Genomic DNA, 24,005 nt, shown 5'->3' on the forward strand with positions numbered 1-24,005 from the left:
GGCGGGCTGAGCCTGCTCAGGCCTTGAGGTACTCGGCCTTGGTGCCGAGCCAGCGGTCGATGTGCCGCTGGGCCAGCTCGGGGTGCTTCTGCAGCATCACCGGCGCCAGCTCGCGCGCCCAGTCGAGCAGCAGGGTGTCGGTGGCCAGGTCGGCAAAGCGCAGCAGCGGCGCGCCCGACTGGCGCGCACCCAAAAATTCGCCGGGCCCGCGAATCTCGAGGTCGCGCCGCGCGATCTCGAAGCCGTCGCCAGTCTCGGCCATCGCCTTCAGCCGCGCGCGCGCCGCCTCGCCCACGCGCCCGCTGTCGCCCGGCGCATAGAGCAGCACGCAGGCCGAGGCCGCAGCGCCGCGCCCCACGCGCCCGCGCAGCTGGTGCAGCTGCGACAGGCCGAAACGCTCGGCGTGCTCGATCACCATCAGCGAGGCGTTGGGCACGTCGACGCCCACTTCGATCACGGTGGTGCTCACCAGCACCTGGATCTCGTTGGCGGTGAACGCGGCCATCACCGCCTGCTTCTCGGCCGTGGGCATGCGCGAATGCAGCAGCCCGACCTTCACCGGCTCGCCCAGCGTGCCGGCCAGTTCGTCGCGCGTCTCGGTGGCGTTGCGCAGGTCGACCGCCTCGCTCTCCTCGATCAGCGGGCACACCCAGTACACCTGCCGGCCCTGCCCGATCTGCGATTGGATGCGGTCGATGACCTCGTCGCGCCGGTGGTCGGCCACCAGCTTGGTGACGATGGGCGTGCGGCCCGGCGGCAGCTCGTCGAGCGTGGACACGTCGAGGTCGGCGTAGTAGCTCATGGCGAGCGTGCGCGGGATGGGGGTGGCGCTCATCATCAGCAGGTGGGGCTCGAGGTCGCCGCCGGCCTTGCCGCGCAAAGCGAGACGCTGCGCCACGCCGAAGCGGTGCTGCTCGTCGATGATCGCCAGCGCCAGCTTCCTGAAGCGCACCTTCTCCGAGATGACCGCGTGCGTGCCGATGACCAGCGCGGCCTGGCCGCTTTCCACGGCCGCCGACATCTCGTCGCGCTCCTTCTTCTTCTGGCTGCCCGTGAGCCACGCCACGCGCAGGCCGCGCTCGGCCAGCAGCGGGTCGAGCCAGCCGACGAGCTTGCCGAAATGCTGGGCCGCGAGGATTTCGGTGGGCGCCATCAGCGCGCACTGGAAGCCCGCGTCGATGCAGCGCGCCGCCGCCAGCGCGGCCACCACGGTCTTGCCCGAACCCACGTCGCCCTGCAGCAGGCGGTGCATGGGAATGGGCCGGCCCAGGTCGGCGGTGATTTCCTCGCCCACGCGCTGCTGCGCGCCGGTCAGGCCGAAGGGCAGCACCGCCATCAGCTGCGCATGCAGCGAGGCGGGGAGCGGCTCGGCCGACGAGGGCAGCACCGGCGCGCGCTGCGCCGCGCGCTCCAGCCGCGCCTGCAGCTGCGACAGCTGCTGCGCCAGCAGCTCCTCGGCCTTGATGCGCTGCCACGCCGGGTGGCTGTGGTCTTCCAGCGCGGCCATGGACACGTCGGGCGTCGGGTAGTGCAGGAAGCTCAGCGCGGCGCGCAGGTCCCACGCGCCGCGCAGGCCGATCTGCACCGGAATGGTCTCGTCGAGCACCGAGCGCGCCAGGCCCGAGCGCACCTCGCGGCGCAGCACCGGCTGCGCCAGCCCGGCCACGGTCGAGTACACCGGCGTGAGCGCGTTGGGCAGCGCGGTGCCGGCGGCCTTGACGGTGGGGTGCATCATCTGCCGCCCCACGAAGCCGCCGCGCATCTCGCCGCGCACGCGCACCTTGGCGCCGACGGCCAGCTGCTTCTGCTGCGACGGATAGAAGTTGAAGAAGCGCAGCTCGCAGGTGTCGGAGCCGTCGTCGATGGTCGCTATCAGCTGGCGGCGCGGCCTGAACACGACCTCGCATTCGGTGACCACACCCTCGACCTGCGCCATGTCGCCGTCGCGCGTGTCGGCCAGCCGCACGACGCGCGTCTCGTCCTCGTAGCGCATCGGCAGGTACAGCGCGAAGTCGATGTCGCGCACCAGGCCGAGCTTGCGCAGTGCGCGCTGCACCAGGCTCAGGCCGGTGCCGGGTGGGCCCGCGGGTGTGGGTGCGGACGCCGCGGCGGTTGCGGCGGCGCCGGCGGTGGCGGTGGCGGTGGACGGGGCTTTCTTGGCGGGCACAGGCAAGGCTTCTAGCGCGGGCGGCAAAGGTCCGTCAAGGCGCTGCGCGCATCGGGGAACGCGAAGCGAAAGCCGGTGTGCAGCAGCCGCGCCGGCACCACGCGCTGGCCTTCGAGCAGCAGGTCGGCCTGCTCGCCGAGCAGCAGCTTGACGGGCGCGGCGGGCGTGGGCATCCAGCAGGGGCGGTGCAGCACGCCGGCCGCCACGCGCGTGAAGTCTTCCTGGCTCAGCGCGCCGGGCGCTGTGAAGTTCCAGGCCTGCGCGCTCGCAGGGGCCGCGGTGTTTTCCGCCGTACGCCAGACATGCGCCATGGCACGGACCAGGTCGTGCACGTGCACCCACGACAGCCACTGCCGCCCGCTGCCCAGCCGGCCGCCCATGCCGAGCGAAATCGGCATCAGCAATTGCGGCAGCGAGCCCTGGTGCCCCAGCACGAAGCCGAAGCGCATGCAGGCCACGTGCACGCCGTGCGCCACGGCCGCGTGCGCCGCCTGCTCCCAGCGCTGGCACAGCCGCGACATGAAGATGGCCTGGGGCGGCGCGTCTTCGGCGAGCTCGGTGGCATCGCCCTGCGGCTGCACGCCGTAGTAGCCGATGGCGGAACCCGACAGCAGCAGCCACGGCTTGCGCGGGCGCGTGGCGATCCATGCGACCAGCTGCTGCGTGAGCCCTTCGCGGCTTTGCAGCAACTGCTGCTGGCGCCGCTCGCTCCAGCGCATGCCCAGGATGCGCGCGCCCGCGAGGTTGACGACCACGTCGATGTCGTCGGCCGCGGGCACCTGCGCCAGCGACTGCACGCAGCGCACCGCGCCGCCGAAGCCCCACGCGGCCGAGCGCGCGTCGCGCGTCCACACCGTCACCGCGTGGCCGTCGGCGACCAGTTGGCGCACCAGCAGCTGGCCGATGAAGCCGGTGCCGCCGGTGACCAGCACGCGCTGCGGCTTCGAGCCGAAGCGCACCGGCGCCTGCTCGTCGCGCGTGTGCGCCTGCCGCTGCCGCTTGAAGATGGCGCGCGCCGCCAGGCCGTCGCGCAGCCCCGACACGCCCACGCCGACACCGCACAGCGCCAGGAAGGCGCTGAGCCAGCCGTAGGGCTGCCACACCATCGCGGTCGGTTGCGCGGCCCAGTCGATCGCGTTCATCGCCAGCAGCGCGATGAAGGCCCCCGCGTTGATGGCCAGCACCGTGTGCGTGACGCGCTCGGTGGGCGGCAGCAGGCGGCTGCCGTCCTCGACCACGAAGTCCCACAGCGTGAGCACGATCTCGACGCTGAACACCGCCATCAGCACCCACGCCCACGCGCCGTGCCAGGCCCACGACGACAGCCCGAGGAACAGCGCGCAGTAGATGCTCGAGCGCGTCGCGTGGATCGACAGCTCGCGCCCCGCCGTGGCGCGCCGCGGCAGCGCCTCGGTGCCTTCGTGGTGGTAGAGCGTGTCGAAGGCGCCGAGCGCGCCCTGGGCAGCCATGAGCTGCAGGGCCAGCAGATGGGTGTCGATCATTCGGCGGCTTTCGGTTCGGGCACGTTCGGCACTCCCTGCACCTCCTCGAACACCCCGACCTGCGTGAAGGTCGTGCCCATCAGCCAGTGCCGGATCTCGATGCGGATGTTGAAACGCCCCGGCGTCTCGTTGTGGTGCCAGAGAAAGGTCTTGCCCGGCGTGAACAGCCCGGGCAGCGGAATGCGCCAGCCGAACACGTCCCAGAAGTAGCCGTCGCTCTGGAAATGCAGGCTGCCGTCTTCCACGCTCAGCACCAGCTTCATGCCCAGGCCCATGCCCACGTACTCCAGCACCTCGCCGCGCTCGCTCTCGTGCATGAAGCTGGTGAACTGGATGGGCTTGCGCCCGTGCAGGCGGTAGATGCGCTGCTTGTAGATGGCCGGGTCGTCCGGCCTGGCGTAGACCTGGATCTCGACGGGAAAGTGGCTGTCGCTGTACGGAATGAGCGCGCCCTGGATCATCGGCTGCGTCAGGTGCCCCAGCAGCTGGCCGAAGCGCGAGCAGCGCAGTTCGCTCAGCGCGCCCAGGTAGTGCAGCGCCTTGCCCGGCGCGGGGTTCTTGTCGAAGCGGCGGCGGATGTCGGGGTGCAGGCCGAGCCATGCGTTTCCCAGAATCTTCTTGAACAGCTCGCCTTCGGAAGGGCCGTGGGCTGTGCCTGTGTCTGTGCCTGCGCCTGCGCCCGGTTCGGCTCCTGTGGAAACGCGCGCTGCTTGTGAATCGACCATGCGCCGATTCTGCCTCGGCAACCCTGCGCAACCTCATGGGGCGAAACGGTTTTCGGGGCGTGGGACAATGCCGGCCGTCTTTCTTGGAACGGGCCCGTCCGGCCCTCAAGCACCATGCGCGCCTTCACGCTCTCCGATTTCGATTTCGTCCTACCACCCGATCTGGTGGCGCAACACCCGGCCTCCGAACGCACCGCCTCCCGTCTGCTCGACGGCACAGGGCCCGCCCCGGTCGACCGCATCTTCAAGCACCTGCCCTCGCTGCTGCGCACGGGCGACCTGCTGGTCTTCAACGACACGCGCGTGGTCAAGGCGCGCCTGTTCGGCGAGAAGCCGACCGGCGGCAAGCTCGAGCTGCTGGTCGAGCGCGTGCTGCAGGGGCAGGAGGTGGTCGCGCACATGAAGGTCAGCAAGAAGCCGCCCGTGGGCACCACGCTGGAAATGGTCGGCGGCTTCCGTGCCACGCTGCTGGGCCGCTGGCCCGAGGAAGACGGCGCGCTGTTCCGCTTCGCCTTCGAGAGCGACAGCGCAGAGAACCCCTACATGCTGATGGAGCGCTGCGGCCACGTGCCGTTGCCGCCCTACATCACCCACACCGACTCGGCCGACGACGAGAGCCGCTACCAGACCGTGTTCGCGCGGGTGCCCGGCGCAGTCGCCGCGCCCACCGCCGCGCTGCACTTCGACGAAGGCCTGCTGGCCGAGCTCGAGGCGCGCGGCGTGCAGCGCGCCAGCGTCACGCTGCACGTGGGCGCGGGCACCTTCCAGCCGGTGAAGACCGAGAACATCGCCGAGCACACCATGCACGCCGAGCGCTACGAAGTGCCCGAGGCCACGCAGCGCGCCATTGCCGAGTGCAAGGCCCGCGGCGGCCGCGTGGTGGCGGTGGGCACGACCACCGTGCGCACGCTGGAGTCGTGGGCCAAGAGCGGCGAGGCCGCGGGCGACACCCGCATCTTCATCACGCCGGGCTTCGCGTTCCGGCACGTCGACCTGCTGGTGACGAACTTTCATTTGCCCAAGAGCACGCTGATGATGCTGGTCTCGGCCTTCGCGGGGTACGAGCGGGTGATGGCGCTGTATGCGCATGCGATTGCCGATGGCTACCGCTTCTTCAGCTATGGCGACGCCATGCTGCTGGGGCGCATGAAAGCCACCGGATGATGATCGATACAATATCGCTTACCAATCAAGGGTCGATATGCCTACCGTTACAGTCTCTTCCAAATTCCAGGTGGTGATCCCGCAGGCGATACGCGAGCAAATGGCGATCGAGCCAGGTGCGCGTTTCAGCGTGATACGGCACGGCAAGGCCATCGAGTTGATTCCTGTGCCAACGCTCGAGGAGCTGCAAGCCGAACTGCGCGGCATTCCTACCGACATCGTCGACGATCCCGAACGGTTCTGATGGCGCGCACACCTGTGAAAGCGCCCGTTGGGCCGCTGGTGCTGGATTCGTCGTGCTGGTTGGAAGTCTTTGGCGCCACGGACCGCGCCAAGCTCTACCAGGCCGCAGCAGCCGACCCGAGCCTGCTGATCGTTCCTGTGGTGACCTTGTACGAGGTCTACAAAACCCTGCGCCGCATTCGCGACACGTCCATTGCCTCTCGCGCTGCGGCGTACATGCAGCAAGGCGAATTGGTGGAACTCGATGCCGCGCTGTGTCTGGCAGCCGCGGACAACGGCCTGCCATTTGCCGACAGCCTCATCTATGCCACCGCACAGGCCCGCAGCGCCACGCTCTGGACCCAGGACGCCCATTTCGACGGACTGGTCGGCGTCAAATACTTTTCCAAACCCTGATGCTGAACTTCGAACTCCTCAAGACCGACCCCGACAGCCACGCGCGCCGCGCCACGCTCACGCTCAACCACGGCAAGGTGCAGACGCCGATCTTCATGCCCGTGGGCACCTACGGCACCGTGAAGGGCGTGATGCCGCGCAGCCTGGAAGAGATGGGCGCGCAGATCATCCTGGGCAACACCTTCCACCTGTGGATGCGCCCGGGGCTGGACGTGATGCAGAGCTTCGGCGGGCTGCACCAGTTCGAGAAGTGGAACAAGCCCATCCTCACCGACTCGGGCGGCTTCCAGGTGTGGTCGCTGGGCGCGATGCGCAAGATCAGCGAAGAGGGCGTGAAGTTCGCCTCGCCCGTCAACGGCGACAAGCTGTTCCTCACGCCCGAGGTCTCGATGCAGATCCAGACCGTGCTCAACAGCGACATCGTGATGCAGTTCGACGAGTGCACGCCCTACGACACCAAGGGCCACATCACGACCGAGGCCGAGGCGCGCATCTCGATGGAGCTGAGCCTGCGCTGGGCCAAGCGCTGCCAGAGTGAATTCACGCGGCTGGAAAACCCGAACGCGCTGTTCGGCATCGTGCAGGGCGGCATGTTCGAGAACCTGCGCGAGGAGTCGCTGGCCGCGCTGGTGGACATGGACTTTCCGGGCTACGCCATCGGCGGCGTGAGCGTGGGCGAGCCCAAGGAAGAGATGCTGCACATCATGGGCCACACGCCGCACCGGCTGCCCGCGAACAAGCCGCGCTACCTGATGGGCGTGGGCACGCCCGAGGACCTGGTGCAGGGCGTGGCCGACGGCGTGGACATGTTCGACTGCGTGATGCCCACGCGCAACGCGCGCAACGGCACGATGTTCACCCGCTTCGGCGACCTGAAGATGCGCAACGCGCGCCACAAGAGCGACCCGCAGCCCGTGGACCCGAGCTGCACCTGCCATGCGTGCGCAGGCACCTCGGGCGTGAGCTGGAACGACGGCGGCCGCGAAGGCTTCAGCCGCGCCTACCTGCACCACCTGGACCGCTGCGGCGAAATGCTCGGGCCGATGCTGTGCACCATCCACAACCTGCACTACTACCTGAACCTGATGACCGAGATTCGCGCGGCGCTGGACGCGGGCACGTTCACCGAATTTCGCGCGCGGTTCAAGTCGGAGCGCGCGCGCGGCGTCTGAAGACCTGCACTAACTGTCTCCACGGCCGCCCCAGCCGCTACTTCAGCGGCTGGATCGGCAGCGGCGTCGCGTAGGGCTCCAGGCGCAGCGCCTCGTTCCTGAAGACCACGATCTGCCTGAGCGGCGCCTGCACCAGCGCGCCGCTCGCGTCCTTGTGCGAGGCGTACTGCCACAGCGTGAGCTGGCCCTTGGCCGCGAGTTGCGCGGCCAGCCGCTCCACGGCCGGCCCCGTGCCCGCGCCGAGCTGGGCGGCATCGGCGCCCACGATCACCTCGTCGCGCGGCGAGACCACCTTGAAGAGCTGCACCGGCACCGGTGCCTGGGCGCGCACGCCGCGCACCGCCAGGGCGGCGGGAAGAAGCACGAGCGCAAGGGCGGCGCGGCGGGGGAAGGTGTTCGTCATGAAGGGCGAGCGTAGCCACGCCGACCCGTGTCGGCCATTCGCCGGAAGCCATACGCCACCTGTACGGCCCAGCCCTGTTTCTCCGACGCGCTTGCGTTTTCAACCCGGACTTGGACCCGGACTTGGACCCGGACTTCGGCCTGGCCCGGCGCCTGCGCATCCGCTACGCTAGGCTTCCGTTCCCCCTGCTGTTGCCGCATTGCCATGACCAACGCATCCACTCCTTCCGCCCCGTACACCGCCCGCTACCCTTCGCTCGCCGGGCGCACCGTGTTCATCTCCGGCGGCGCCAGCGGCATCGGCGAATCGCTGGTGCGGGCCTTTCACGCGCAGGGTGCCAAGGTCGGCTTCTGCGACCTCGACGCCGCGACCGGCGATGCGCTCGCTGCGCAGCTGCAGGGCGAGCACCCGGCGCTGTTCGTGGCCTGCGACGTGACCGACACGGCCGCGCTCACCGCCGCCATCGACGCGACGCGCCAGCGCTTCGGCCCGGTCTCGGTGCTGCTGAACAACGCCGCCAACGACCGCCGCCACGAGATGGCCGAAGTGACCAGCGACGACTTCGACCGCCTGGTGGCCGTCAACTTCAAGCACCAGTTCTTCGCCGCGCAGGCGGTGGCCGGGGACATGCGCGCGCTGGGCGGCGGCTCGATCGTCAACTTCGGCTCGATCAGCTGGATGATCAAGGGCAAGGGCTACCCCGTCTACCAGGCCTGCAAGGCGGCGGCGCGCGGGCTCACGCGCTCGCTGGCGCGCGACCTGGGCAAGCAGGGCATCCGCGTGAACTCGATCGTGCCGGGCTGGGTGATGACCCAGCGGCAGATCAAGCTGTGGGTCAAGCCCGAGTCGGGCGCGGAAATCGACGCGGCGCAGTGCCTGCCGGGCCGTGTGATGGCCGAGGACATCGCGGCGATGGCGCTGTTCCTGGCGGCGGACGATTCGCGCATGTGCACCGCGCAGGACTACGTGGTGGACGCGGGCTGGACCTGAAGCCTTCCGCCCGCCCGCAAAGCAGAAAGCCCGGCATGCCGGGCTTTCTTGTTGAAGCTGAGCGCGGCTCAGTCGCGCGGCTCAGTTGCGCAGGTCAGTCACGCAGTTCCGCGGGCACCTTGCCGCCGTTGGCGGCCAGCTTGGTCATCACCTGGCGGTGCAGCCAGATGTTCATCTTGGCGCTGTCGCTGGTGTCGGCGCCGTAGCTCAGTTCGGCGGCCAGTTGCTTGCGGGCGTCCAGGCTGCTGTCCAGGCCCAGGAGCTTCATCAGGTCGACGATGGAGGTGCGCCAGTTCAGGCTGCTCGCGCCGGGCATGCCGTCGAGCAGGGCCTCGACGTCGACCACGGTGATGGCGGGCGGGGGCGCTGCGGCGGCGGGCGCGGCCGGGGCCGCCGAGGTGTCCGCCGGTGCCGGCGCGGCAGGTGCAGGCGCGGCGTTCGCGGACGGGAAGATCTTGGAAAGGATGCTGCCGAAAATGCTCATGCGAGTGCTCCGTGGAATGAGGGATTGATAACCTGCGGCAACATTTGTGTCACCGCCGCAGGTTGTAGCACGCCCCTGCGGCGCGCTGGCTACGGGGTGTGTCTTGCGCGGCCGCGGCGTGATCTAGTTCGCAGGCTGCGGCCTTGGCATGCCTTCTTCATTCCCATCCAGCGGCGGCAGCACGCGCGGCGCGGCCGAGGTGCCGCAGGCGTGGCAGAACTTGGAGAACGCGCTCTTGCGCGTCTCGCACACGCCGCAGTGGTCGTACAGGCCGATGCCGCAGTGCGGGCAGAAGTCGATGGCGTCGTTCTTCAGGTCCACCGGCCGCTCGCAGCCGGGGCACACGCCCTTGCCCAGGCGGGCCAGCGCGGTGTCGTAGCTGAGCTCTTCGCGGCGCACCTGGTCGGGCTGCTGCTCGGCCAGCTTCTGGCGCGCCAGGTAGCGGTTGAGCGCGACGATGGCATAGCGCCCCACGATCACCGTCATCACGATGCCCACCACGTAGCGCACATAGCCGCCGTAGCTCGGCAGGTAAGGCACCAGCTCCACGAAGAAGGCGAACAGCGCGAAGAAGATGAAGCCCCACACGAACGGCCACCAGATGCTCTTGCGCTTCTTCGCGAACAGCCAGCCGGCCACCACCAGCAGCGGCAGCGTGAGCGCCAGGCGGTAGCCGAACACGCGCAGCTCGATGCGGCGGTATTCGGCGTCGAGCTTCACCTGCGCGTCGCGCTCGAGTTCGGCGAGCGCGGTGCGCGCGCGCTGTTCGGCCTGGCGCGCGTCGAGCGTGATCTGCTGCTGCGCGGCGACTTGGCGCTGCACCTGCTCTTCCTTCTGCTTGAAGGCGTCCAGCGCCCTGGTGCGCGCGATGAGCTCGGTGTCCTGGTCGGGCTGCGCGGTGGCGCGGCGCGTGGCCAGCCAGTTGCCGAAGGTCTCGCGGGCATTGGCGTTGGCCTGCTGCGCGGCCTGCAGCTGCAGGCGGATCTGGTCGAGGTCGCGCGCGGCCTGCAGCTCGGTGGCTTCCGAGGCGGCGATGGTCGCGCGCAGCGGCTGCGCGGCGCGCAGGTCGATGAAGTCGTCGATGCCGCGCACGCGCTCCACCTGCGGCAGGTCGCCCACGATGGTGCTGCCCAGCCCGATGAGGAAGCTGGCGAACACGAAAGCCACGAGCCACAGGCCGCGGCGGAACCATTTTTCTGACAGGCGCAGTGATTTGCTCATGTCGGTCTTCTCCCCCTGTGTCTTATTGAATCTTCAGCGTCACCGGCGCCGCGCCCAGGCCGGCGCGCGGCAGCCAGGCGAACACCGAGTCGACCGTCACCGTCTCGATGCGGTCGCTGAAGCGCTTGTCGTTCGGATGATCGTCGAAGGCCACGTTGGCCGAGCCCACGCGCCCGCCCAGCCGCGTGAGCGGACCGAGCCTGAGCGTGGTGGGCTCGTAGCCCTTGAACTGCATCCACGCCTGCGCCTGCGCGCGGCTGTTGACGGTGGCGGGCTCCATGGCGGCGGCCAGCGTCTCGACGGCCCACTGGTTCGACTGCTGGTACTTCTGGCCCCAGGCGTAGCTCACGATGCTGTAGGGCGCGGCGTGCAGCCGCAGCAGGCGCGCGGGCGGCTCGTTCAGCGCGGCCATCAGCTGCGCCTGCACGGCTGGCGTGGGCACGACCCACGCCGCCTCGTAGCGCCACAGGTCGTCGAGAAAGAACTCGCCCAGCCCCTGGCGATACACCTCGGCCACCGCGGTGCCGCACTGGTTGAGCTTGTGCACCACGCGCCACGGGCCGGCCTCGGTCTTGTAGGCGATGCCCAGGTGCGAATAGCGCAGGCCGTACTTGCCCAGGTCTTGCCCGGCGCGCGCCAGCACGACCACGCGCGCGCCGCTGGCGTCGAGCGCCTGCGAGGTGCGCTCGGCCAGCTGCATGCCCTTGGCGACGACCGCGGGCGTGGGCTTGACCTGCTCGCACGAGCGGCCGGCCCAGGCCTGCATCGGCAAGGCGGCCGCGGCCAGCACGGCGGTGGACACGGCCAGCGCGGCGACGACGGACCGCGCGCGTTTCACGACAGCCTCTCGTTGTAGAGCAGCGCGCGGCCGATGGCGTTGGGCACGAAGGCCAGCACCTCGCCGGCGGCCGACAGCACCACGCCCGAGCCGATCACCGTCACCAGCACGCTGGTGCCCACGGCATTCGACACGCCGTTGGCGGCGCGCCCGGCCACCTTGATGCTGGCGCGTGCGCCGTCCGACGCGCGCTCGAGCACGTACACCGTGCCGTCGACGGCGGCCTCGACCGAGACCACGACCAGCATGGAGCCGCCCACCGACAGCGCGGCGGGCACCGCGACCACGCCGGCGGCCGAAGCACCGACCGCGTTGGCCGACGCCCCCACCGCCGAGCCGGCGACCAGCACCGAGGCGACCGGCATCATCGACAGCGCGACGGAAGCGTCGCTCTGCGCCCGGGCATGCAGGGGCAGCGCGAGGCCGGCGAAGGCCGTGCAGGCAGCGAGCAGGACGGTGGCGATGGACTTTTTCATGGTGTTCTTCATGACGTTCTTCATGGCGTTCTTTCGTTGAGCGGGCATGGGGTTCATTCAGCGGCCGTGGCGGCTTCGGCGCGGGCCAGGCGGCGGCCTTGCAGGCGGGCCTCGGCCATGTCGGCTTCATGGCGGTCGCGCAGGGTCTTGGCCAGGGTGAAGGCCGAACTCACGAGGAACAACCAGCTCACGCCCAGGAAGGCCTTGTACGAGTCGTTGATCTCCATGCGCACCAGGCCCCAGGCGGTCAGGCCCATGGCGGTGAAGAAGCTGCCCCAGACCACGAGGCGCCACATCGGCACGTCGCGACCGGCGGTGGCACCGGCGGAAGCGGCCTGCTCGCCGTCGCGGATGAACTTGGACAGCATGAACGCCGTGCTCAGGCAGAACACGTAGCCCATCACCATGAACGCCCGGTCCAGCGCCTCGCCCGGCAGCCAGCTCAAGCCGGTCGCGCACAGGAAGACGGCGATCGCGAAGGAGGCCCAGGTCTGGAACTGCCAGGCCCGCGAATCGCGCTGGATGGAAACGGTCGTGGATGAAAGGGGTTGCATGTGTGCCTCGCGGCGTAGTGAAGGTGTGCGAATGATGGTTCGCTCCCGCACTGCGAGGCTTGAATGCTTGCACCGGTGGCGGCGCGCGGCGCCACCGGTATCTCAGGGTGCTACTTTTGCCCGCCGAGCAGCGCGCCCACGCGCTGGCGCAGCAGCTCGGGCTGCACCTCGGCCGGCGGCACCACGGTGCCCACGTTCAGGCCCACGCGGCTATAGAAACCACGGCGAAACGGCTTGGCCATGGCCACGTTCTGCCCGCCGCGCAGCTCGATGCGGCTGAAGTACGAGCCCCACAGGTTGACCAGCGCCATCGGGATCACGGGCGGCTCCAGGCCTTCGGCGCGCGCGCTCTCCACGATCTTCATCACGCCGCCCTTGAAGGGCTGCAGCGTGCCGTCGCGGGTGATGGCGCCCTCGGGGAAGATGGCGAGCAGGTCGCCCTCGCGCAACACGTCCAGCGCCTTGGCGAAGGCCGCTTCGTAGGCGGCGGGGTCTTCCTTCTGCGGCGCGATGGGAATCGCCTTGGCCAGCTTGAACAGCCACCCCAGCACGGGCACCTTGAAGATGCGGTGGTCCATGATGAAGCGAATGGGCCGCGGGCTGGCCGCCATCAGCAGCACCGCGTCGATGAAGCTCACGTGGTTGCACACCAGCACGGCCGCGCCCTCGGTGGGAATGTGCTCGTCGCCCTTGATCTCGAAGCGGTAGACGAAGCGCGACAGCACCCAGGCCACGAAGCGCAGCAGGTACTCGGGCACCAGCAGGAAGATGTAGAACGCCACCACCGCGTTGGCGATGCCGGTGAACAGGAAGATCTGCGGAATGGTGAAGCCCGCGCCGAGCAGCGCGCCGGCGATGACCGAGCTGCCGATCATGAACAGCGCGTTGAGGATGTTGTTCGCCGCGATGATCCGCGCGCGGTGCGTGGGCTGGCTGCGCAGCTGGATCAGCGCGTACATCGGCACGCTGTACAGCCCGGCGAACAGCGACAGCAGCCCCAGGTCGGCCATCACGCGCCAGTGCGCGCCCTGGTGCACGAAGCTGCCGATGCCCATCTCGGCGACCTTCGGCAGGCCGCGCGAGGCGAAGTACAGGTCGATGGCGAACACGCTCATGCCGATGGCGCCCAGCGGCACCAGGCCGATCTCGACCTGCCGGCGGCTCAGCGTTTCGCACAGCAGCGAACCGACGCCGATACCGATGGAGAACACCACCAGCAGCAGCGAGGCCACCTGCTCGTCGCCGTGCAGCACCTCTTTCGCGAAGCTGGGGAACTGGCTGAGGAACACGGCGCCGAAGAACCACATCCACGAAATGCCCAGCAGCGAGCGGAACACCACCACGTTCTCGTGCGCCAGCTTCAGGTTGCGCCAGGTTTCGCTGAAAGGGTTCCAGTTGATGACCAGGCCGGGGTCGGTGGCCGGCGCCTGCGGAATGGCCTGCGCCACGCCGCGCCCCACCAGCGCCAGCAGCACGCAGGCCACGGCCACGCTGGTGTGGCCGATCTGCGGCACCGCCACCAGCAGTCCGCCCGCCACCTGGCCCAGCAGGATGGCCACGAAGGTGCCCATCTCGACCATGCCGTTGCCGCCCGTGAGCTCGCGCGCGTCGAGCACCTGCGGCAGGTAGGCGAACTTGACCGGCCCGAACAGCGTGGAATGCAGCCCCATGAGGAACACGCAGCCCAGCAGCACCGCCGCGTTGGCGGCAATAAAGCCCCAGGCCGCGATCAGCATGATCGCGATCTCCAGGTTCTTCACGAAGCGGATCATCCGCGTCTTGTCGAACTTGTCGGTCAGCTGCCCGGCCGTGGCCGAGAACAGCAGGAACGGCAGGATGAACAGCGCCCCGATCGCCAGGCCCGCCATGGCCGGCGGCATCCAGCTGAGCTGCAGCTGGTAGGTGACCATGACGGTGAAGGCGAACTTGAAGAGGTTGTCGTTCGCGGCGCCGGCGAACTGGGTCCAGAAGAAAGGCGCGAAGCGCCGCTGCTTGAGAAGGGCGAACTGGTTGGCGTGGGCGTTCGCTTCGTGGACCACGGGGGTCGCGGGGGCTGCAGCAGCGGCGGGGGTTGTCATTCGAAGGAAGCTCCTCATGCTGCCACGGCGGCGGCGCCCGGATTGTGCCGCAGCGCCGCCTGCCAGCGCATCTCCAGCTTGTGCAGGGCCAGCACCACCGGCAGGCCCGCGAGCGCGGCCGTCAGGTGCTTCAGCGAGTGGCCCGACACCACGTGCTGCGTGTACTCGTAGATCTGGTGGTCGGCCAGCTCGAACACCTTGGCCAGCACGTAGAAGAAGATCACCCAGCCTAGCTTCAGGCCCACCGACTTGCGCATCGGCGTGGACAGCGCCAGCGTCAGCACCAGCGCCATGCCGCCGAACTGCACCAGCGCCCAGGGCAGCACGTTGCCGGTTTCCTGGAACACCTCGGCCGACAGCAGGCCGGCCGTGAGCACGAACCACGCGGCCGGCCAGCCGGCGCGCTGGCTCACCCGCTCGCACACCGCCACGCCGATCAGCCCGGCGAAGGCCACCGCCATGCCGGCGCGGTCGGCGGCGAGCCGGGGGGCGTCGGGCACCAGGTGGTAGAAGGCCGAGCCCGCGGCGGCGGCGATCAGGCCGGCGAAGAACAGCCAGGCGCAGTCCAGCGTGTTGTCCGGCGGGTCGCTGGCCGGCGGCGCCAGGGGAAATGTGGACAGCGCCTGCTGGTGCGAGCGGTCGATGCGGTTGAGCCGGTACAGCCCCCACAAGCCGACCAGCACGAACGGCAGGTTGCTCAGCACGTCCATCGCGTTGGGCAGGCCGTGCCAGGCGCGGTCGTCGGCGAACACCGAGGCAATGGCCACGTCGGCGGCCGGCAGGTCGGGGCCGAACACCGCGACCAGCAGCAGCAGCGCGAAGGTGAAGAGCAGTCCGCGTTCGCGGCGGCTGAGGGGGGGCAGGGACGGCAAGAGCATGGCGGGCCTCGGTGGGTGGGGTAACAAGCCGCGGATTCTGGTTGCCAGCCTCGCCGCAGGCATCGAGAATCGATACGAGGTACTAATTCACACCCTTCGGTATCTTCTTTCAATACCTTCCGCCTGACCTGAACCTCCATGAGCACCACCGTCGATCTCGTCCAAGCCCTGAAAAACGAACTCAAGAGCGCCCGCATGACCTACGCCGACCTGGCGCGCTCGCTCGACATGGCCGAGTCCAGCGTCAAGCGGATGCTGGCCAAGAGCGACATGCCGCTGTCGCGCGTCGATGCCATCTGCCGGGCGTTGAAGATCGACTTCGCCGAGCTGGCGCGCCGCGTGGCCGACGCCCAGCCGCTGCTGAAGGAGCTCACGCACGAGCAGGAAAAGGCAGTGGTGAAGGACAAGAAGCTGCTGCTGGTGGCCATCAGCGTGCTGAGCCAGTGGACGCTGGAGCAGATCGTGACGGCCTACCGCATCAGCGAGGCCGAGTGCATCGGCTGCCTGGCGCAGCTGGACCGCATCGGCATCATCGAGCTGCGCCCGCTGAACCGCTACCGCCTGAAGCTGGCCAAGACCTTCCGCTGGCGCCCGCACGGGCCGGTGATGGAGTTTTTTCGCGAGAACGTGGTGCTCGACTACTACCGCGGCGGCTTCGACGGCCCGGCCGAAGGCCTGCTGCTGGTGCACGGCTCGATCAGCCGCTCGCTGGCGCCGGCCTTCCTGGAGCGCCTGCAGCGTGTGGCGCAGGACTTTGCCCAGCAGCACCAGACCGACCAGAAGCTGTCGGCCAAGGACCGCGAGGGCTACACGCTGCTGCTGGGCATGCGCAACTGGGAGTTCGAGCTGTTTACCCGGCTGCGCCGCGCCTGATTTCGCTCAGGGCTTGGCGGCTTTCGCGGCTTCCAGTGCGTCGCGCGTGGTGCGGGCGGCGGCCTTGGCCGCTTCGGCGAAATCTTCGCCGGACGACGCATAGATGATCGCGCGCGACGAGTTCACGATGATCGGCGCGTCCGCGCGCCAGCCGGCACGCACCGTGGCCATCGCGTCGCCGCCCTGGGCGCCGACGCCCGGAATCAGCAGCGGCACCGTCGGCGCGAGCGCGCGCACGCGCTCGATTTCGGCCGGATAGGTGGCGCCCACCACCAGCCCGAGCTGGCCGTTGAGGTTCCATGGGCCCTGCGCCAGCCTGGCAACGTGTTCGTACAGAAAGGGCTGGCCCTCGACGTCCGCCAGCCGCTGCCCCTGCAGGTCGGAGCCGCCCGGGTTGCTGGTGCGGCACAGCAGGAAGGCGCCCTTGCCCTCGTGCTTGAGGTACGGCGCGACCGAATCGAAACCCATGAACGGCGACAGCGTGACCGCATCGGCGCCGTAGCGCTCGAAGGCTTCCAGCGCGTACTGCTCGGCGGTGGAGCCGATGTCGCCGCGCTTGGCGTCCAGGATGGTGGGCACATGGGGCGCGTTGCGGCGCATGTGCTCCATGAGCTGTTCGAGCTGGGCTTCGGCGCGGTGGGCGGCGAAATAGGCGATCTGCGGCTTGAAGGCGATGACCAGGTCGGCCGTCGCGTCGACGATGCGGGCGCAGAAATCGAAGATGCGGCTGGCGTCGCCCTTGAACTGCCCCGGGAATTTGGCTGGCTCGGGATCGAGCCCCACGCAGAGCAACGAACCGTTTTTTTGCTGTGCGGCGGCCAGCTTGTCGAGGAAAGTCATGGGGCGGGATTTTAGGCGGGCCGCCCCGGCCCCCTGTTTCAGCCGCTGTTTCAGCCGGTCAGCCCGGCGTGGGCGTGTGCTGCTCCGCCGCCAGGCACAGGTCGGCCCAGGCGCGCGCCTTGTCGGCCGGGTTGCGCAGCAGGTAGGCGGGGTGGTACGTGGCGACCACCGAGGCGCCCGCGCCGGCTTGCGCCAGCGGCACGGCGCGACCGCGCAGCTTGCCCAGCGGGTCGCCGCTCTGCATGAGGCTCTGCGCGGCCAGCGGGCCCATGGCCAGCACGACGCGCGGGGCGAGCGCGGCGGCATGCGCGCCGAAGGCCTCGTCCATGGCGCGCGGGCTGCCCGGCTGGCCGGCGGCCACGCCGCGGTGGGTGCGCATGAGGTACACGGGCGTGCGGCCGTCGTGCAGCTTCAGGGCGCGCAGCATGTTGTCGAGCAGGCGGCCGGCGTCGCCCGCGAAGGGCTCGCCGTGGCGGCCGTCGGCCTCGGGCGGCATGTCGGCGACGACGAGCCAGCCGCCCTGCACAGGTTCGCCGCTCGTGTCGACCTCGGCATAAAGGCGGCAAGGCGCTTCGACCAGCACGGAGGCGCCCTGGGCGGCTTGCGGCGCGGCGGCCGGACGCGCTGCAGGCGCCGGCGCCATGGCGGGCCGGGGGGCCGGTGCGGGCGCCGAAGGGGGCGGAGGTGGGCGCGCGGCCACCGGCAATTCAGCCTCGATGCGCTCGTGCACCACCGCCACGTCTTCCGGCGCGGCAATGGGGGCTCCTGCGGGCGCTGCCGGCGCAGCCTCGGTCACCTGGGCCGCCTCCGGCACGGGCCACCACACCTTCACGCCCATTTCGTCGAGCATCGCGCGCTGTCGCGCGTCGAGCTTCAAAGTCTGCACCGCGCTCATCGCAAGGCTCCCCAGGCGGTGCCTGTTTCATTCAATCGCAGGCTCATGACGACCGCGTCTTCACGCTTGTTGTCATGGGCCGGGTAATAGCCCTTGCGCACGCCCACGCTGCGAAAGCCCTGGCGCAGGTAGATGTCGAGCGCGCGCTGGTTGCTCTGGCGCACTTCCAGCCACAGCCACTGCGCGCCCTCGCCGCGCGACCAGCCGCCCAGCGCTTCGAGCATGAGCGGCGCCCAGCCCTGGCGCTGGAAGGCCGGGGCCACGGTGATGTTCAGCAGGTGCACCTCGTCCACGCCCTTCATGGCGACGAAGTAGCCGATCAGCGTTTCGCCCAGCTCGGTGACCGGCGACGTCACGCCCTGCGCCACGCCCGGTGCTAGCAGGCACTGGCAGTGGTAGCCCACGGCCATGGAATCGGTAAAGTTGGCGCGCGTCCAGGGGTGGGTGTAGGCCGTTTGCTCGACCGCGCACACCGCGTCGATCCGCTCGATGGTGAGCGGTTCGAGGCGGGCTTCGACGGGCTGGAGGACGGCGCTCATGGGACGACGGGCGTGGTGTGTCGGGCGGGGTGTGGCGGGGTCTGACAGGGTCTGACGGAAGGGCTCGCGTATCGGGTTCAGGGGGCGGCAGCCGCGGCAGCGGCCGCCTTGATGGCGGCGCGCTCTTCGGTGGTTTGCGCCACTTTATCGCGAACATACAGCGGCCAGGCCTGCGCGGCGGGCACGGTGCGCCCCGCCGCCAGCAGCGCGGGGGCCAGCCGCAGCAAGGCGGTGGCGGTCGGCAGCGCCTCGTGGCGGGCGGTTGCCGGGGCCAGTCGCGGGCCGTAGGCGGCGAAGGCGTTGCCGGCGAGCGCCCAGCCGGCGGGCACCTCGAGTGCTTCGGGGGACAGCAGCAAGGGCTCGTCGTGGCCACCCGGCGCATCGACCGCGCCCAGCGGCCCACCGGCAGCGAAGTCGTAGCGCGCGGCGTACAGCTGGTCCATGCGGGCGTCCAGCACGGCCACCACCTGCTGCGCGCCGAAGGCGTGGCGCGCCTCCTCGGCCACGGCCAGCAGGGTGTCGACCGGCACCAGCGGCACCTTGGCGCCGAAGGCCAGGCCCTGGGCCACCGAGCAGGCGGTGCGCAGGCCTGTGAAAGAGCCCGGGCCGCGGCCGAAGACGATGGCGTCGAGTTCGGCCAGCTTCAGGCCGGCATCGGCCAGCAGTTGCTGGATCAGCGGGAGCAGCGTGGTCGAGGCCTGGGCACCGCCCACGCCGTTGTGCGCGAGCAGCGTGTCGCCGTGCAGCACGGCCACGGACAGGTGCTCGGTGCTGGTGTCGAAGGCGAGCAGCTTGGGCAGGGCGAGGGGCATGCGGGGATTATCGAGGGGCGGGCAATTCCGAGGCCGATGCGCCGGTATGCGCCGGTACGCGCCGCGACAGCAGTCACGCCCCGTCGTCGCTGCGCAAGATCGCCACCCCCGCCTTGCGCAGCGGCGCCAGCGCCTTCGAAGGCGCCTCCGGCGACACCAGCAGATGGCTGGCCGAGGCCACCGGGTTCACCACCCAGGCCGACGCGGCACCCAGCTTTTCGGACGAGGCCAGCACCACCGTCTCGGCCGCCGCCGCCATCAGCGCGCGCTTGATCTCGGCCTCTTCCAGGTCGCCGGTGGTGAGCCCCGCCTCGGCATGCACGCCGGTGACGCCCATGAAATACGTGTCGGCATGGATGCGCGCAATGGCCGCCATGGCGGCCGCGCCCACCGCCACCATCGAGTGCTTGAACAGGCGCCCGCCGACCAGCACCACCTCGATGCCCGCATGCGATACCAGCTCGACCGCCACCGACGGGCTGTGCGTGACCACGGTCGCCTGCAGGTTCTTCGGCAGGTGGCGCGCGAGCTGCACGGCGGTGGTGCCGCCGTCGATGAACACCACCTGCCCCGGCTTCACCAGGCGCGCGGCGGCGCGGCCGATGGCCACTTTCTCGCCGCTCGCGAGCTGCTGGCGGCCGGCAAAGTCGGCCTCGGCCGCGGCCACGGGCAGCGCCCCGCCGTGCACGCGCTGCAGCAGGCCTTCGGCGGCCAGCTCGCGCAGGTCGCGGCGGATGGTGTCTTCCGACAGCCCGAGTTCGTCGCTGAGCGCCTTGGCCACGACGTTGCCGTCGCGCTGCAGGGCCGAGAGGATGTGTTGCTTGCGCTGGCGGGTGAGCATCCGGTGGATGGTATCGGCGCCGTCGCGCAATTGCACGTTTTTTCTTGTTTTTGCACGAACATGCACATATGCTCGCCGCCACAAGCGCTCCCATAAACCTTCCCACAAGCCCTCGCATGACCCTTCAAGACCGCGTCCGGGTGCACGAAGTCACCCTGCTTTCCGACAACTGGTACACGCTGCGCACCACCGCCTTCGACTGGCGCCGCAACGACGGCCAGTGGCAGCGCATGCACCGCGAAACCTACGACCGCGGCAACGGCGCCACGCTGCTGCCATACAACCTCGCGCAGCGCACCGTGCTGCTGACGCGGCAGTTCCGCTACCCGGCGTTCGTGAACGGGCATGACGACCTGCTGATCGAAGCCGCGGCCGGCCTGCTGGACCACGCGGCGCCCGAGGCGCGCATTCGCGCCGAGGTCGAGGAAGAGCTGGGCTACCGGCTGGGCAGCGTGCAGAAGATCTTCGAGAGCTTCATGAGCCCGGGCTCGGTCACCGAGAAGCTGCACTTCTTCATCGCGCCTTACGAGCCTTCGATGCGCATCGGCGCGGGCGGCGGGCTGGCCGAGGAGGGTGAGGACATCGAGGTGCTGGAGCTGGGCATCGAAGAAGCGCTGGCCATGGTGGCCGACGGCCGCATCGCCGACGCCAAGACGGTGATGCTGCTGTACCACGCCAGGCTGCACGTGTTCGCTGCGTAGCCTGCGTCTGGATAATGGCCGGATGCCTCTTGCCTTCCGCCGCGCCGCCTGCGCATTGACACTTCCCCTGGTTTCCTTGCTGGCCCCGGCCGCAGCCTTCGCGCAGCAGGTTCAAGCCCTTCCTCAAGCCCTTCCCACCCAGGTCGACGCCGCCCTCGCCCGCGCCAAGGTGCCGCGCGAGTCCGTCACCATGCTCGTGGCCGAAGCCGACGGCACCCGCGCCCCGCGGCTGGCCTGGCGCACGCAGGTGCCGGTGAACCCGGCGTCGATCATGAAGCTGGTCACCACCTACGCCGCGCTCGACATGCTGGGCGCGGCCTACAACTGGACCACGCCGGTCTACGTCGAGGGCACCGTGGCCAACGGCGTGCTCAACGGCAACCTGTACATCAAGGGCCAGGGCGACCCGAAGCTGGTGCTCGAACGCGTGTGGCTGCTGCTGCGCCATGTGCAGGGCCTGGGCATCACCACCGTGAGCGGCGACATCGTGATCGACCGCAGCGCCTTCGAGACCACGGTCGAGGGCGACCCCGGCGCCTTCGACGGCGAGCCGCTGCGCCCCTACAACGCCTCGCCCGACGCGCTGCTGGTGAACTTCAAGTCGGTGAACATGACCTTCGCGCCCGACCGCGCGGGGCAGATCGCCCGCGTGAGCTACGAGCCCCCGCTGGCCAGCGTGGCCATGCCGCAGACCGTGCCGCTGGTGCCGGGCGAATGCGGCGACTGGCGCACCGGCCTGCGCGCCGACTTCAGCGACGTGAACCGCATCCGCTTCAACGGCGGCCTGCCCGCCAGTTGCGGCGAGAAGAGCTGGGCCGTGGCCTACGGCGACCCGCGCACCTACGCCCTGCGCGCCATCGGCGGCATGTGGGCCGAGATGGGCGGGCGCGTGAGCGGGCAGATGCGCGAAGGGCGCGTGCCCGCGGGGCTGAAGCCGGCCTTCGAGTTCGAGTCGCCGCCGCTGGCCGAGGTGATTCGCGACATCAACAAGTACAGCAACAACGTGATGGCGCAGCAGCTGTTCCTGACCATCGGCCTCACGCAGAAGAACCGCGGCACCTTCGAGGCCTCGCGCACCGCGCTGGGCCAGTGGTGGCGCGACCGCATCGGCACCGGCGAGGCAACGCCGGTGTTCGAGAACGGCTCGGGCCTGTCGCGCGACGAGCGCATCAGCGCCGCGGCGCTCGGCAAGATGCTGCAGGTGGCGTGGCGCTCGCCGGTGATGCCCGAGCTGATGTCCTCGCTGCCGGCCATGGGCGTGGACGGCACGCTGAAGCGGCGCACGCTGCGCTCCGGCGGCTCGGCCCACCTGAAGACCGGCACGCTGCGCGACGCCTCGGGCGTGGCCGGCTTCGTTGACGGCGCGAGCGGGCGCCGCTACGTGCTGGTGGCCATCGCCAACGGCGAGAACGCGGGCGCGGCGCGCGCGGCGTTCGACGCGCTGGTCGACTGGGCTTCGCAGGACAACTGAGTCGCCCCGGTGTTCGTTGCCGGGGCTGCGGGCTTCACCCTGTAGGCGAACACCGATTGCGTGGGGCTGCGCTGCTGAACAGAATCGGACGCTCGTTCGATTCCATTCCAACGCAGGAGACAAACCCCGTGCAACAACACACACATACCTCCACCCCGCCCGGCGGACAGCACAAGACGGCGGCGCTCGCGGGCATCACGGCAGGCATCACCCTGCTGCTCGCGGCCTGCGGGGGAGGCGGTGGGGGTGGCGGGGGTGGTGGCGTGGGTATCTTCCCGCCGCCCGTGGCCGACACCGGCCGCGGCTCGGTGGTGACCAGCCCGCCCGAGAAAACGGCCAGCCTCACGGCCGACCAGTTCAAGGCCAGCCTGCAGGGCAGCTCGCAGGGCAGCGCCGTGCTGCAGGTGGCCGGCACGCCCAAGTGCGGCATCGACGTGCGCTACCTCGAATACCGCACCGTCGGCGGCAAGAACGAAGCCACCAACGCCACCGCCGCCGTGATGGTGCCCACCGGCACCGACGTGGCCTGCGGCGGCCAGCGCCCGGTGGTGCTCTACGCGCACGGCACCACGGCGGCGCGCAACTACAACCTGGCCAAGTGGACCGACAGCACGCAGGCCGCCGCCGGCGAGGGCCTGCTGATCGCGGCCACCTTCGCGGCGCAGGGCTACATCGTGGTGGCGCCCAACTACGCGGGCTACGACAAGTCGACCCTGCCGTACCACCCCTACCTGAACGGCGACCAGCAGGGCAAGGACATGGTCGACGCGCTCACCGCCGCGCGCAAGACCTTCTCGGACATCGGCGCGAACGACGCCGGCTCGCTGTTCATCACCGGCTACTCGCAGGGCGGCTACGTGGCCATGGCGGCGCACCGCGAGATGCAGGCCACGGGCAAGAACGTGACGGCGTCGGCGCCGCTGTCGGCGCCCTCGGCCATCAGCCTGCTGACCGACTACACCTTCCAGGGCTGGCCGGCGCTGGGCGCCACGCTGTTCGTGCCGCTGCTGTCCACCAGCTGGCAGCAGCAGTTCGGCAACGTGTACGACAGCACCGCCGACATCTACGAATCGCAGTACGCCAGCGGCATCGACACCCTGCTGCCGAGCCTCACGCCCGACACGCTGTTCACCTCGGGCAAGCTGCCGCAGCTGGCGCTGTTTCCGGCCAACGCCACGCCGGGGCCCGTCAACGCGCAGCTGTCGATCTTCTACGGCGCCAACAACCTGGTGCGCCAGAGCTACCTGACGCAGGCGGCCACCGACATCCAGTCGAACCCCTGCCCCGGCAACGCGCTGCCGCCCACGGCCGCGTCGCTGAGCACGGCCACGCCGCTGGGCTGCACGCCGTCCACGGGCTTTCGCAAGGCGGCCGTGGCCAACGACCTGCGCAACTGGGTGCCGGCCAAGCCGGTGCTGATGTGCGGCGGCGCGAACGACCCGACGGTGAACTTCATCAGCACCCGCGCCACGGCAGGCTACTTCCGCGCCAAGGGCATGCCGGCCGCCGCGCTGACGGTGGTCGACCTGGAGGATGCCGCCGCGACCGACGCCTACGCGACCGCCCGCGCCGGCTTCGCGCAGGCCAAGGCGCTGCTGGTGCAGAACACCACGGGCAGCGCGGCGGACAAGGCGCAGGCGGTCACGCTGGCGTACCACGGCACGCTGGCACCGCCGTTCTGCCTGGCGTCGGCAAGGGGCTTCTTCCAGGGCGTGCTGGCCGCGGGGGGCTGACCGGGCAGG

General features: G+C 69.9%; 25 protein-coding genes. 9 read left to right on the top strand and 16 right to left on the bottom strand.

Annotated features, from left to right (window positions below; genetic code table 11):
* Window positions 1-16: 16 nt before the first annotated feature.
* The 3 genes from recG to AB6807_RS09805 are packed head-to-tail and all read right to left on the bottom strand — an operon-like array spanning window position 17 to window position 4,394.
* Window positions 17-2,173, bottom strand: coding sequence for an ATP-dependent DNA helicase RecG (gene recG, locus AB6807_RS09795; RefSeq protein ID WP_371084402.1), 2,157 nt, complete (start codon window positions 2,171-2,173; stop codon window positions 17-19).
* Between the two features lie 5 nt (window positions 2,174-2,178).
* A complete protein-coding gene (locus AB6807_RS09800) occupies window positions 2,179-3,669 on the bottom strand; it encodes a TIGR01777 family oxidoreductase (RefSeq protein ID WP_371084403.1) in 1,491 nt (496 codons plus the stop codon).
* Window positions 3,666-4,394: a DUF4166 domain-containing protein gene (locus AB6807_RS09805; protein ID WP_371084404.1), complete on the bottom strand. Its 729-nt coding sequence runs from the start codon at window positions 4,392-4,394 to the stop codon at window positions 3,666-3,668. Before AB6807_RS09805 ends, AB6807_RS09800 begins: the two co-directional genes overlap by 4 nt.
* A gap of 114 nt (window positions 4,395-4,508) precedes the next feature.
* Here AB6807_RS09805 and queA point away from each other — a divergent pair, with 114 nt between their 5' ends.
* From queA to tgt, 4 genes are read left to right on the top strand one after another with little or no spacing between them, the layout of a single operon-like run.
* Window positions 4,509-5,558: a tRNA preQ1(34) S-adenosylmethionine ribosyltransferase-isomerase QueA gene (gene queA / locus AB6807_RS09810; RefSeq protein WP_371084405.1), complete on the top strand. Its 1,050-nt coding sequence runs from the start codon at window positions 4,509-4,511 to the stop codon at window positions 5,556-5,558.
* 37 nt (window positions 5,559-5,595) lie between these two features.
* The gene (locus AB6807_RS09815) at window positions 5,596-5,802 is read left to right on the top strand and encodes an AbrB/MazE/SpoVT family DNA-binding domain-containing protein (RefSeq protein ID WP_116910302.1); all 207 of its coding nucleotides are present in this window, start codon (window positions 5,596-5,598) and stop codon (window positions 5,800-5,802) included.
* On the top strand, window positions 5,802-6,197 hold the full coding sequence (locus AB6807_RS09820) for a type II toxin-antitoxin system VapC family toxin (protein WP_371084406.1): 396 nt from the start codon (window positions 5,802-5,804) through the stop codon (window positions 6,195-6,197). The genes AB6807_RS09815 and AB6807_RS09820 overlap by 1 nt, the downstream gene beginning before the upstream one ends.
* On the top strand, window positions 6,197-7,369 hold the full coding sequence (tgt, locus tag AB6807_RS09825; protein ID WP_116910304.1) for a tRNA guanosine(34) transglycosylase Tgt: 1,173 nt from the start codon (window positions 6,197-6,199) through the stop codon (window positions 7,367-7,369). The genes AB6807_RS09820 and tgt overlap by 1 nt, the downstream gene beginning before the upstream one ends.
* 37 nt (window positions 7,370-7,406) lie before the next feature.
* On the opposite strand, the gene AB6807_RS09830 is transcribed toward tgt, so the two are convergent.
* Window positions 7,407-7,772, bottom strand: coding sequence for a hypothetical protein (locus AB6807_RS09830; RefSeq protein ID WP_371084407.1), 366 nt, complete (start codon window positions 7,770-7,772; stop codon window positions 7,407-7,409).
* Between the two features lie 204 nt (window positions 7,773-7,976).
* On the opposite strand from AB6807_RS09830, the gene AB6807_RS09835 reads away from it, so the two are divergent.
* Window positions 7,977-8,762 carry an SDR family NAD(P)-dependent oxidoreductase gene (locus AB6807_RS09835; RefSeq protein ID WP_371084408.1) on the top strand — a complete coding sequence of 262 codons (786 nt, stop codon included), beginning with the start codon at window positions 7,977-7,979 and terminating at the stop codon, window positions 8,760-8,762.
* A 94-nt stretch (window positions 8,763-8,856) separates the two neighbouring features.
* On the opposite strand, the gene AB6807_RS09840 is transcribed toward AB6807_RS09835, so the two are convergent.
* From AB6807_RS09840 to AB6807_RS09870, 7 genes are all read right to left on the bottom strand, one after another.
* Complete coding sequence (locus tag AB6807_RS09840; RefSeq protein WP_116910307.1) at window positions 8,857-9,246, bottom strand: DUF3597 domain-containing protein; 390 nt, start codon at window positions 9,244-9,246, stop codon at window positions 8,857-8,859.
* A gap of 123 nt (window positions 9,247-9,369) precedes the next feature.
* Entirely contained in the window at window positions 9,370-10,467 is a 1,098-nt protein-coding gene (locus AB6807_RS09845) for a serine endopeptidase (RefSeq protein WP_371084409.1), read from the bottom strand.
* Window positions 10,468-10,489: 22 nt separating this feature from the next.
* Window positions 10,490-11,233: a DUF2145 domain-containing protein gene (locus tag AB6807_RS09850; protein WP_371084721.1), complete on the bottom strand. Its 744-nt coding sequence runs from the start codon at window positions 11,231-11,233 to the stop codon at window positions 10,490-10,492.
* Window positions 11,234-11,301: 68 nt separating this feature from the next.
* Window positions 11,302-11,781, bottom strand: a complete 480-nt coding sequence (locus AB6807_RS09855; RefSeq protein ID WP_371084722.1) for a hypothetical protein — start codon at window positions 11,779-11,781, stop codon at window positions 11,302-11,304.
* Window positions 11,782-11,834: 53 nt separating this feature from the next.
* Window positions 11,835-12,335 (bottom strand): YiaA/YiaB family inner membrane protein, encoded by a 501-nt coding sequence (locus tag AB6807_RS09860; protein WP_371084410.1) that lies wholly within the window; start codon window positions 12,333-12,335, stop codon window positions 11,835-11,837.
* A 110-nt stretch (window positions 12,336-12,445) separates the two neighbouring features.
* A complete protein-coding gene (locus AB6807_RS09865; RefSeq protein ID WP_371084411.1) occupies window positions 12,446-14,413 on the bottom strand; it encodes an MFS transporter in 1,968 nt (655 codons plus the stop codon).
* 14 nt (window positions 14,414-14,427) lie between these two features.
* Complete coding sequence (locus AB6807_RS09870) at window positions 14,428-15,291, bottom strand: hypothetical protein (RefSeq protein ID WP_371084412.1); 864 nt, start codon at window positions 15,289-15,291, stop codon at window positions 14,428-14,430.
* Window positions 15,292-15,429: 138 nt separating this feature from the next.
* Here AB6807_RS09870 and AB6807_RS09875 point away from each other — a divergent pair, with 138 nt between their 5' ends.
* Entirely contained in the window at window positions 15,430-16,164 is a 735-nt protein-coding gene (locus AB6807_RS09875; protein WP_093129097.1) for a helix-turn-helix transcriptional regulator, read from the top strand.
* A 6-nt stretch (window positions 16,165-16,170) separates the two neighbouring features.
* On the opposite strand, the gene pyrF is transcribed toward AB6807_RS09875, so the two are convergent.
* The 5 genes from pyrF to AB6807_RS09900 form a co-directional block, all read right to left on the bottom strand.
* A complete protein-coding gene (gene pyrF / locus AB6807_RS09880) occupies window positions 16,171-17,004 on the bottom strand; it encodes an orotidine-5'-phosphate decarboxylase (RefSeq protein WP_371084413.1) in 834 nt (277 codons plus the stop codon).
* A 58-nt stretch (window positions 17,005-17,062) separates the two neighbouring features.
* Complete coding sequence (locus tag AB6807_RS09885) at window positions 17,063-17,899, bottom strand: uracil-DNA glycosylase family protein (protein ID WP_371084414.1); 837 nt, start codon at window positions 17,897-17,899, stop codon at window positions 17,063-17,065.
* The gene (rimI, locus tag AB6807_RS09890; RefSeq protein ID WP_371084415.1) at window positions 17,896-18,438 is read right to left on the bottom strand and encodes a ribosomal protein S18-alanine N-acetyltransferase; all 543 of its coding nucleotides are present in this window, start codon (window positions 18,436-18,438) and stop codon (window positions 17,896-17,898) included. Before rimI ends, AB6807_RS09885 begins: the two co-directional genes overlap by 4 nt.
* Window positions 18,439-18,515: 77 nt before the next feature.
* Entirely contained in the window at window positions 18,516-19,250 is a 735-nt protein-coding gene (tsaB, locus tag AB6807_RS09895) for a tRNA (adenosine(37)-N6)-threonylcarbamoyltransferase complex dimerization subunit type 1 TsaB (protein ID WP_116910316.1), read from the bottom strand.
* A 73-nt stretch (window positions 19,251-19,323) separates the two neighbouring features.
* Entirely contained in the window at window positions 19,324-20,091 is a 768-nt protein-coding gene (locus AB6807_RS09900; protein WP_371084723.1) for a DeoR/GlpR family DNA-binding transcription regulator, read from the bottom strand.
* Between the two features lie 116 nt (window positions 20,092-20,207).
* Between AB6807_RS09900 and AB6807_RS09905 the strand changes: the two genes are divergently transcribed.
* From AB6807_RS09905 to AB6807_RS09915, 3 genes are all read left to right on the top strand, one after another.
* Window positions 20,208-20,792 (top strand): GDP-mannose pyrophosphatase, encoded by a 585-nt coding sequence (locus AB6807_RS09905; protein WP_371084416.1) that lies wholly within the window; start codon window positions 20,208-20,210, stop codon window positions 20,790-20,792.
* 22 nt (window positions 20,793-20,814) lie between these two features.
* Window positions 20,815-22,263, top strand: a complete 1,449-nt coding sequence (dacB, locus tag AB6807_RS09910; RefSeq protein WP_371084417.1) for a D-alanyl-D-alanine carboxypeptidase/D-alanyl-D-alanine-endopeptidase — start codon at window positions 20,815-20,817, stop codon at window positions 22,261-22,263.
* Between the two features lie 128 nt (window positions 22,264-22,391).
* Window positions 22,392-23,996, top strand: coding sequence for an alpha/beta hydrolase family protein (locus AB6807_RS09915; RefSeq protein ID WP_371084418.1), 1,605 nt, complete (start codon window positions 22,392-22,394; stop codon window positions 23,994-23,996).
* The last annotated feature ends 9 nt before the right edge of the window (window positions 23,997-24,005 follow it).

The organism is Variovorax sp. RCC_210 (assembly GCF_041355175.1).
Taxonomy (GTDB): Bacteria; Pseudomonadota; Gammaproteobacteria; order Burkholderiales; family Burkholderiaceae_C; genus Variovorax.

Excerpts from the sequence above, each read along its gene's own strand:
- AB6807_RS09860 (WP_371084410.1), bottom strand. The coding sequence starts at position 12,335 with ATGCAACCCCTTTCATCCACGACCGTTTCCATCCAGCGCGATTCGCGG.
- AB6807_RS09855 (WP_371084722.1), bottom strand. The coding sequence starts at position 11,781 with ATGAAAAAGTCCATCGCCACCGTCCTGCTCGCTGCCTGCACGGCCTTC.
- AB6807_RS09905 (WP_371084416.1), top strand. The coding sequence starts at position 20,208 with ATGACCCTTCAAGACCGCGTCCGGGTGCACGAAGTCACCCTGCTTTCC.
- AB6807_RS09830 (WP_371084407.1), bottom strand. The coding sequence starts at position 7,772 with ATGACGAACACCTTCCCCCGCCGCGCCGCCCTTGCGCTCGTGCTTCTT.
- AB6807_RS09875 (WP_093129097.1), top strand. The coding sequence starts at position 15,430 with ATGAGCACCACCGTCGATCTCGTCCAAGCCCTGAAAAACGAACTCAAG.
- AB6807_RS09815 (WP_116910302.1), top strand. The coding sequence starts at position 5,596 with ATGCCTACCGTTACAGTCTCTTCCAAATTCCAGGTGGTGATCCCGCAG.
- tsaB (WP_116910316.1), bottom strand. The coding sequence starts at position 19,250 with ATGCCCCTCGCCCTGCCCAAGCTGCTCGCCTTCGACACCAGCACCGAG.
- AB6807_RS09870 (WP_371084412.1), bottom strand. The coding sequence starts at position 15,291 with ATGCTCTTGCCGTCCCTGCCCCCCCTCAGCCGCCGCGAACGCGGACTG.
- AB6807_RS09820 (WP_371084406.1), top strand. The coding sequence starts at position 5,802 with ATGGCGCGCACACCTGTGAAAGCGCCCGTTGGGCCGCTGGTGCTGGAT.
- AB6807_RS09840 (WP_116910307.1), bottom strand. The coding sequence starts at position 9,246 with ATGAGCATTTTCGGCAGCATCCTTTCCAAGATCTTCCCGTCCGCGAAC.
- rimI (WP_371084415.1), bottom strand. The coding sequence starts at position 18,438 with ATGAGCGCCGTCCTCCAGCCCGTCGAAGCCCGCCTCGAACCGCTCACC.
- AB6807_RS09835 (WP_371084408.1), top strand. The coding sequence starts at position 7,977 with ATGACCAACGCATCCACTCCTTCCGCCCCGTACACCGCCCGCTACCCT.
- pyrF (WP_371084413.1), bottom strand. The coding sequence starts at position 17,004 with ATGACTTTCCTCGACAAGCTGGCCGCCGCACAGCAAAAAAACGGTTCG.
- AB6807_RS09885 (WP_371084414.1), bottom strand. The coding sequence starts at position 17,899 with ATGAGCGCGGTGCAGACTTTGAAGCTCGACGCGCGACAGCGCGCGATG.
- tgt (WP_116910304.1), top strand. The coding sequence starts at position 6,197 with ATGCTGAACTTCGAACTCCTCAAGACCGACCCCGACAGCCACGCGCGC.
- dacB (WP_371084417.1), top strand. The coding sequence starts at position 20,815 with ATGCCTCTTGCCTTCCGCCGCGCCGCCTGCGCATTGACACTTCCCCTG.
- AB6807_RS09900 (WP_371084723.1), bottom strand. The coding sequence starts at position 20,091 with ATGCTCACCCGCCAGCGCAAGCAACACATCCTCTCGGCCCTGCAGCGC.
- AB6807_RS09865 (WP_371084411.1), bottom strand. The coding sequence starts at position 14,413 with ATGACAACCCCCGCCGCTGCTGCAGCCCCCGCGACCCCCGTGGTCCAC.
- AB6807_RS09845 (WP_371084409.1), bottom strand. The coding sequence starts at position 10,467 with ATGAGCAAATCACTGCGCCTGTCAGAAAAATGGTTCCGCCGCGGCCTG.
- AB6807_RS09800 (WP_371084403.1), bottom strand. The coding sequence starts at position 3,669 with ATGATCGACACCCATCTGCTGGCCCTGCAGCTCATGGCTGCCCAGGGC.
- queA (WP_371084405.1), top strand. The coding sequence starts at position 4,509 with ATGCGCGCCTTCACGCTCTCCGATTTCGATTTCGTCCTACCACCCGAT.
- AB6807_RS09805 (WP_371084404.1), bottom strand. The coding sequence starts at position 4,394 with ATGGTCGATTCACAAGCAGCGCGCGTTTCCACAGGAGCCGAACCGGGC.
- AB6807_RS09850 (WP_371084721.1), bottom strand. The coding sequence starts at position 11,233 with ATGCAGGCCTGGGCCGGCCGCTCGTGCGAGCAGGTCAAGCCCACGCCC.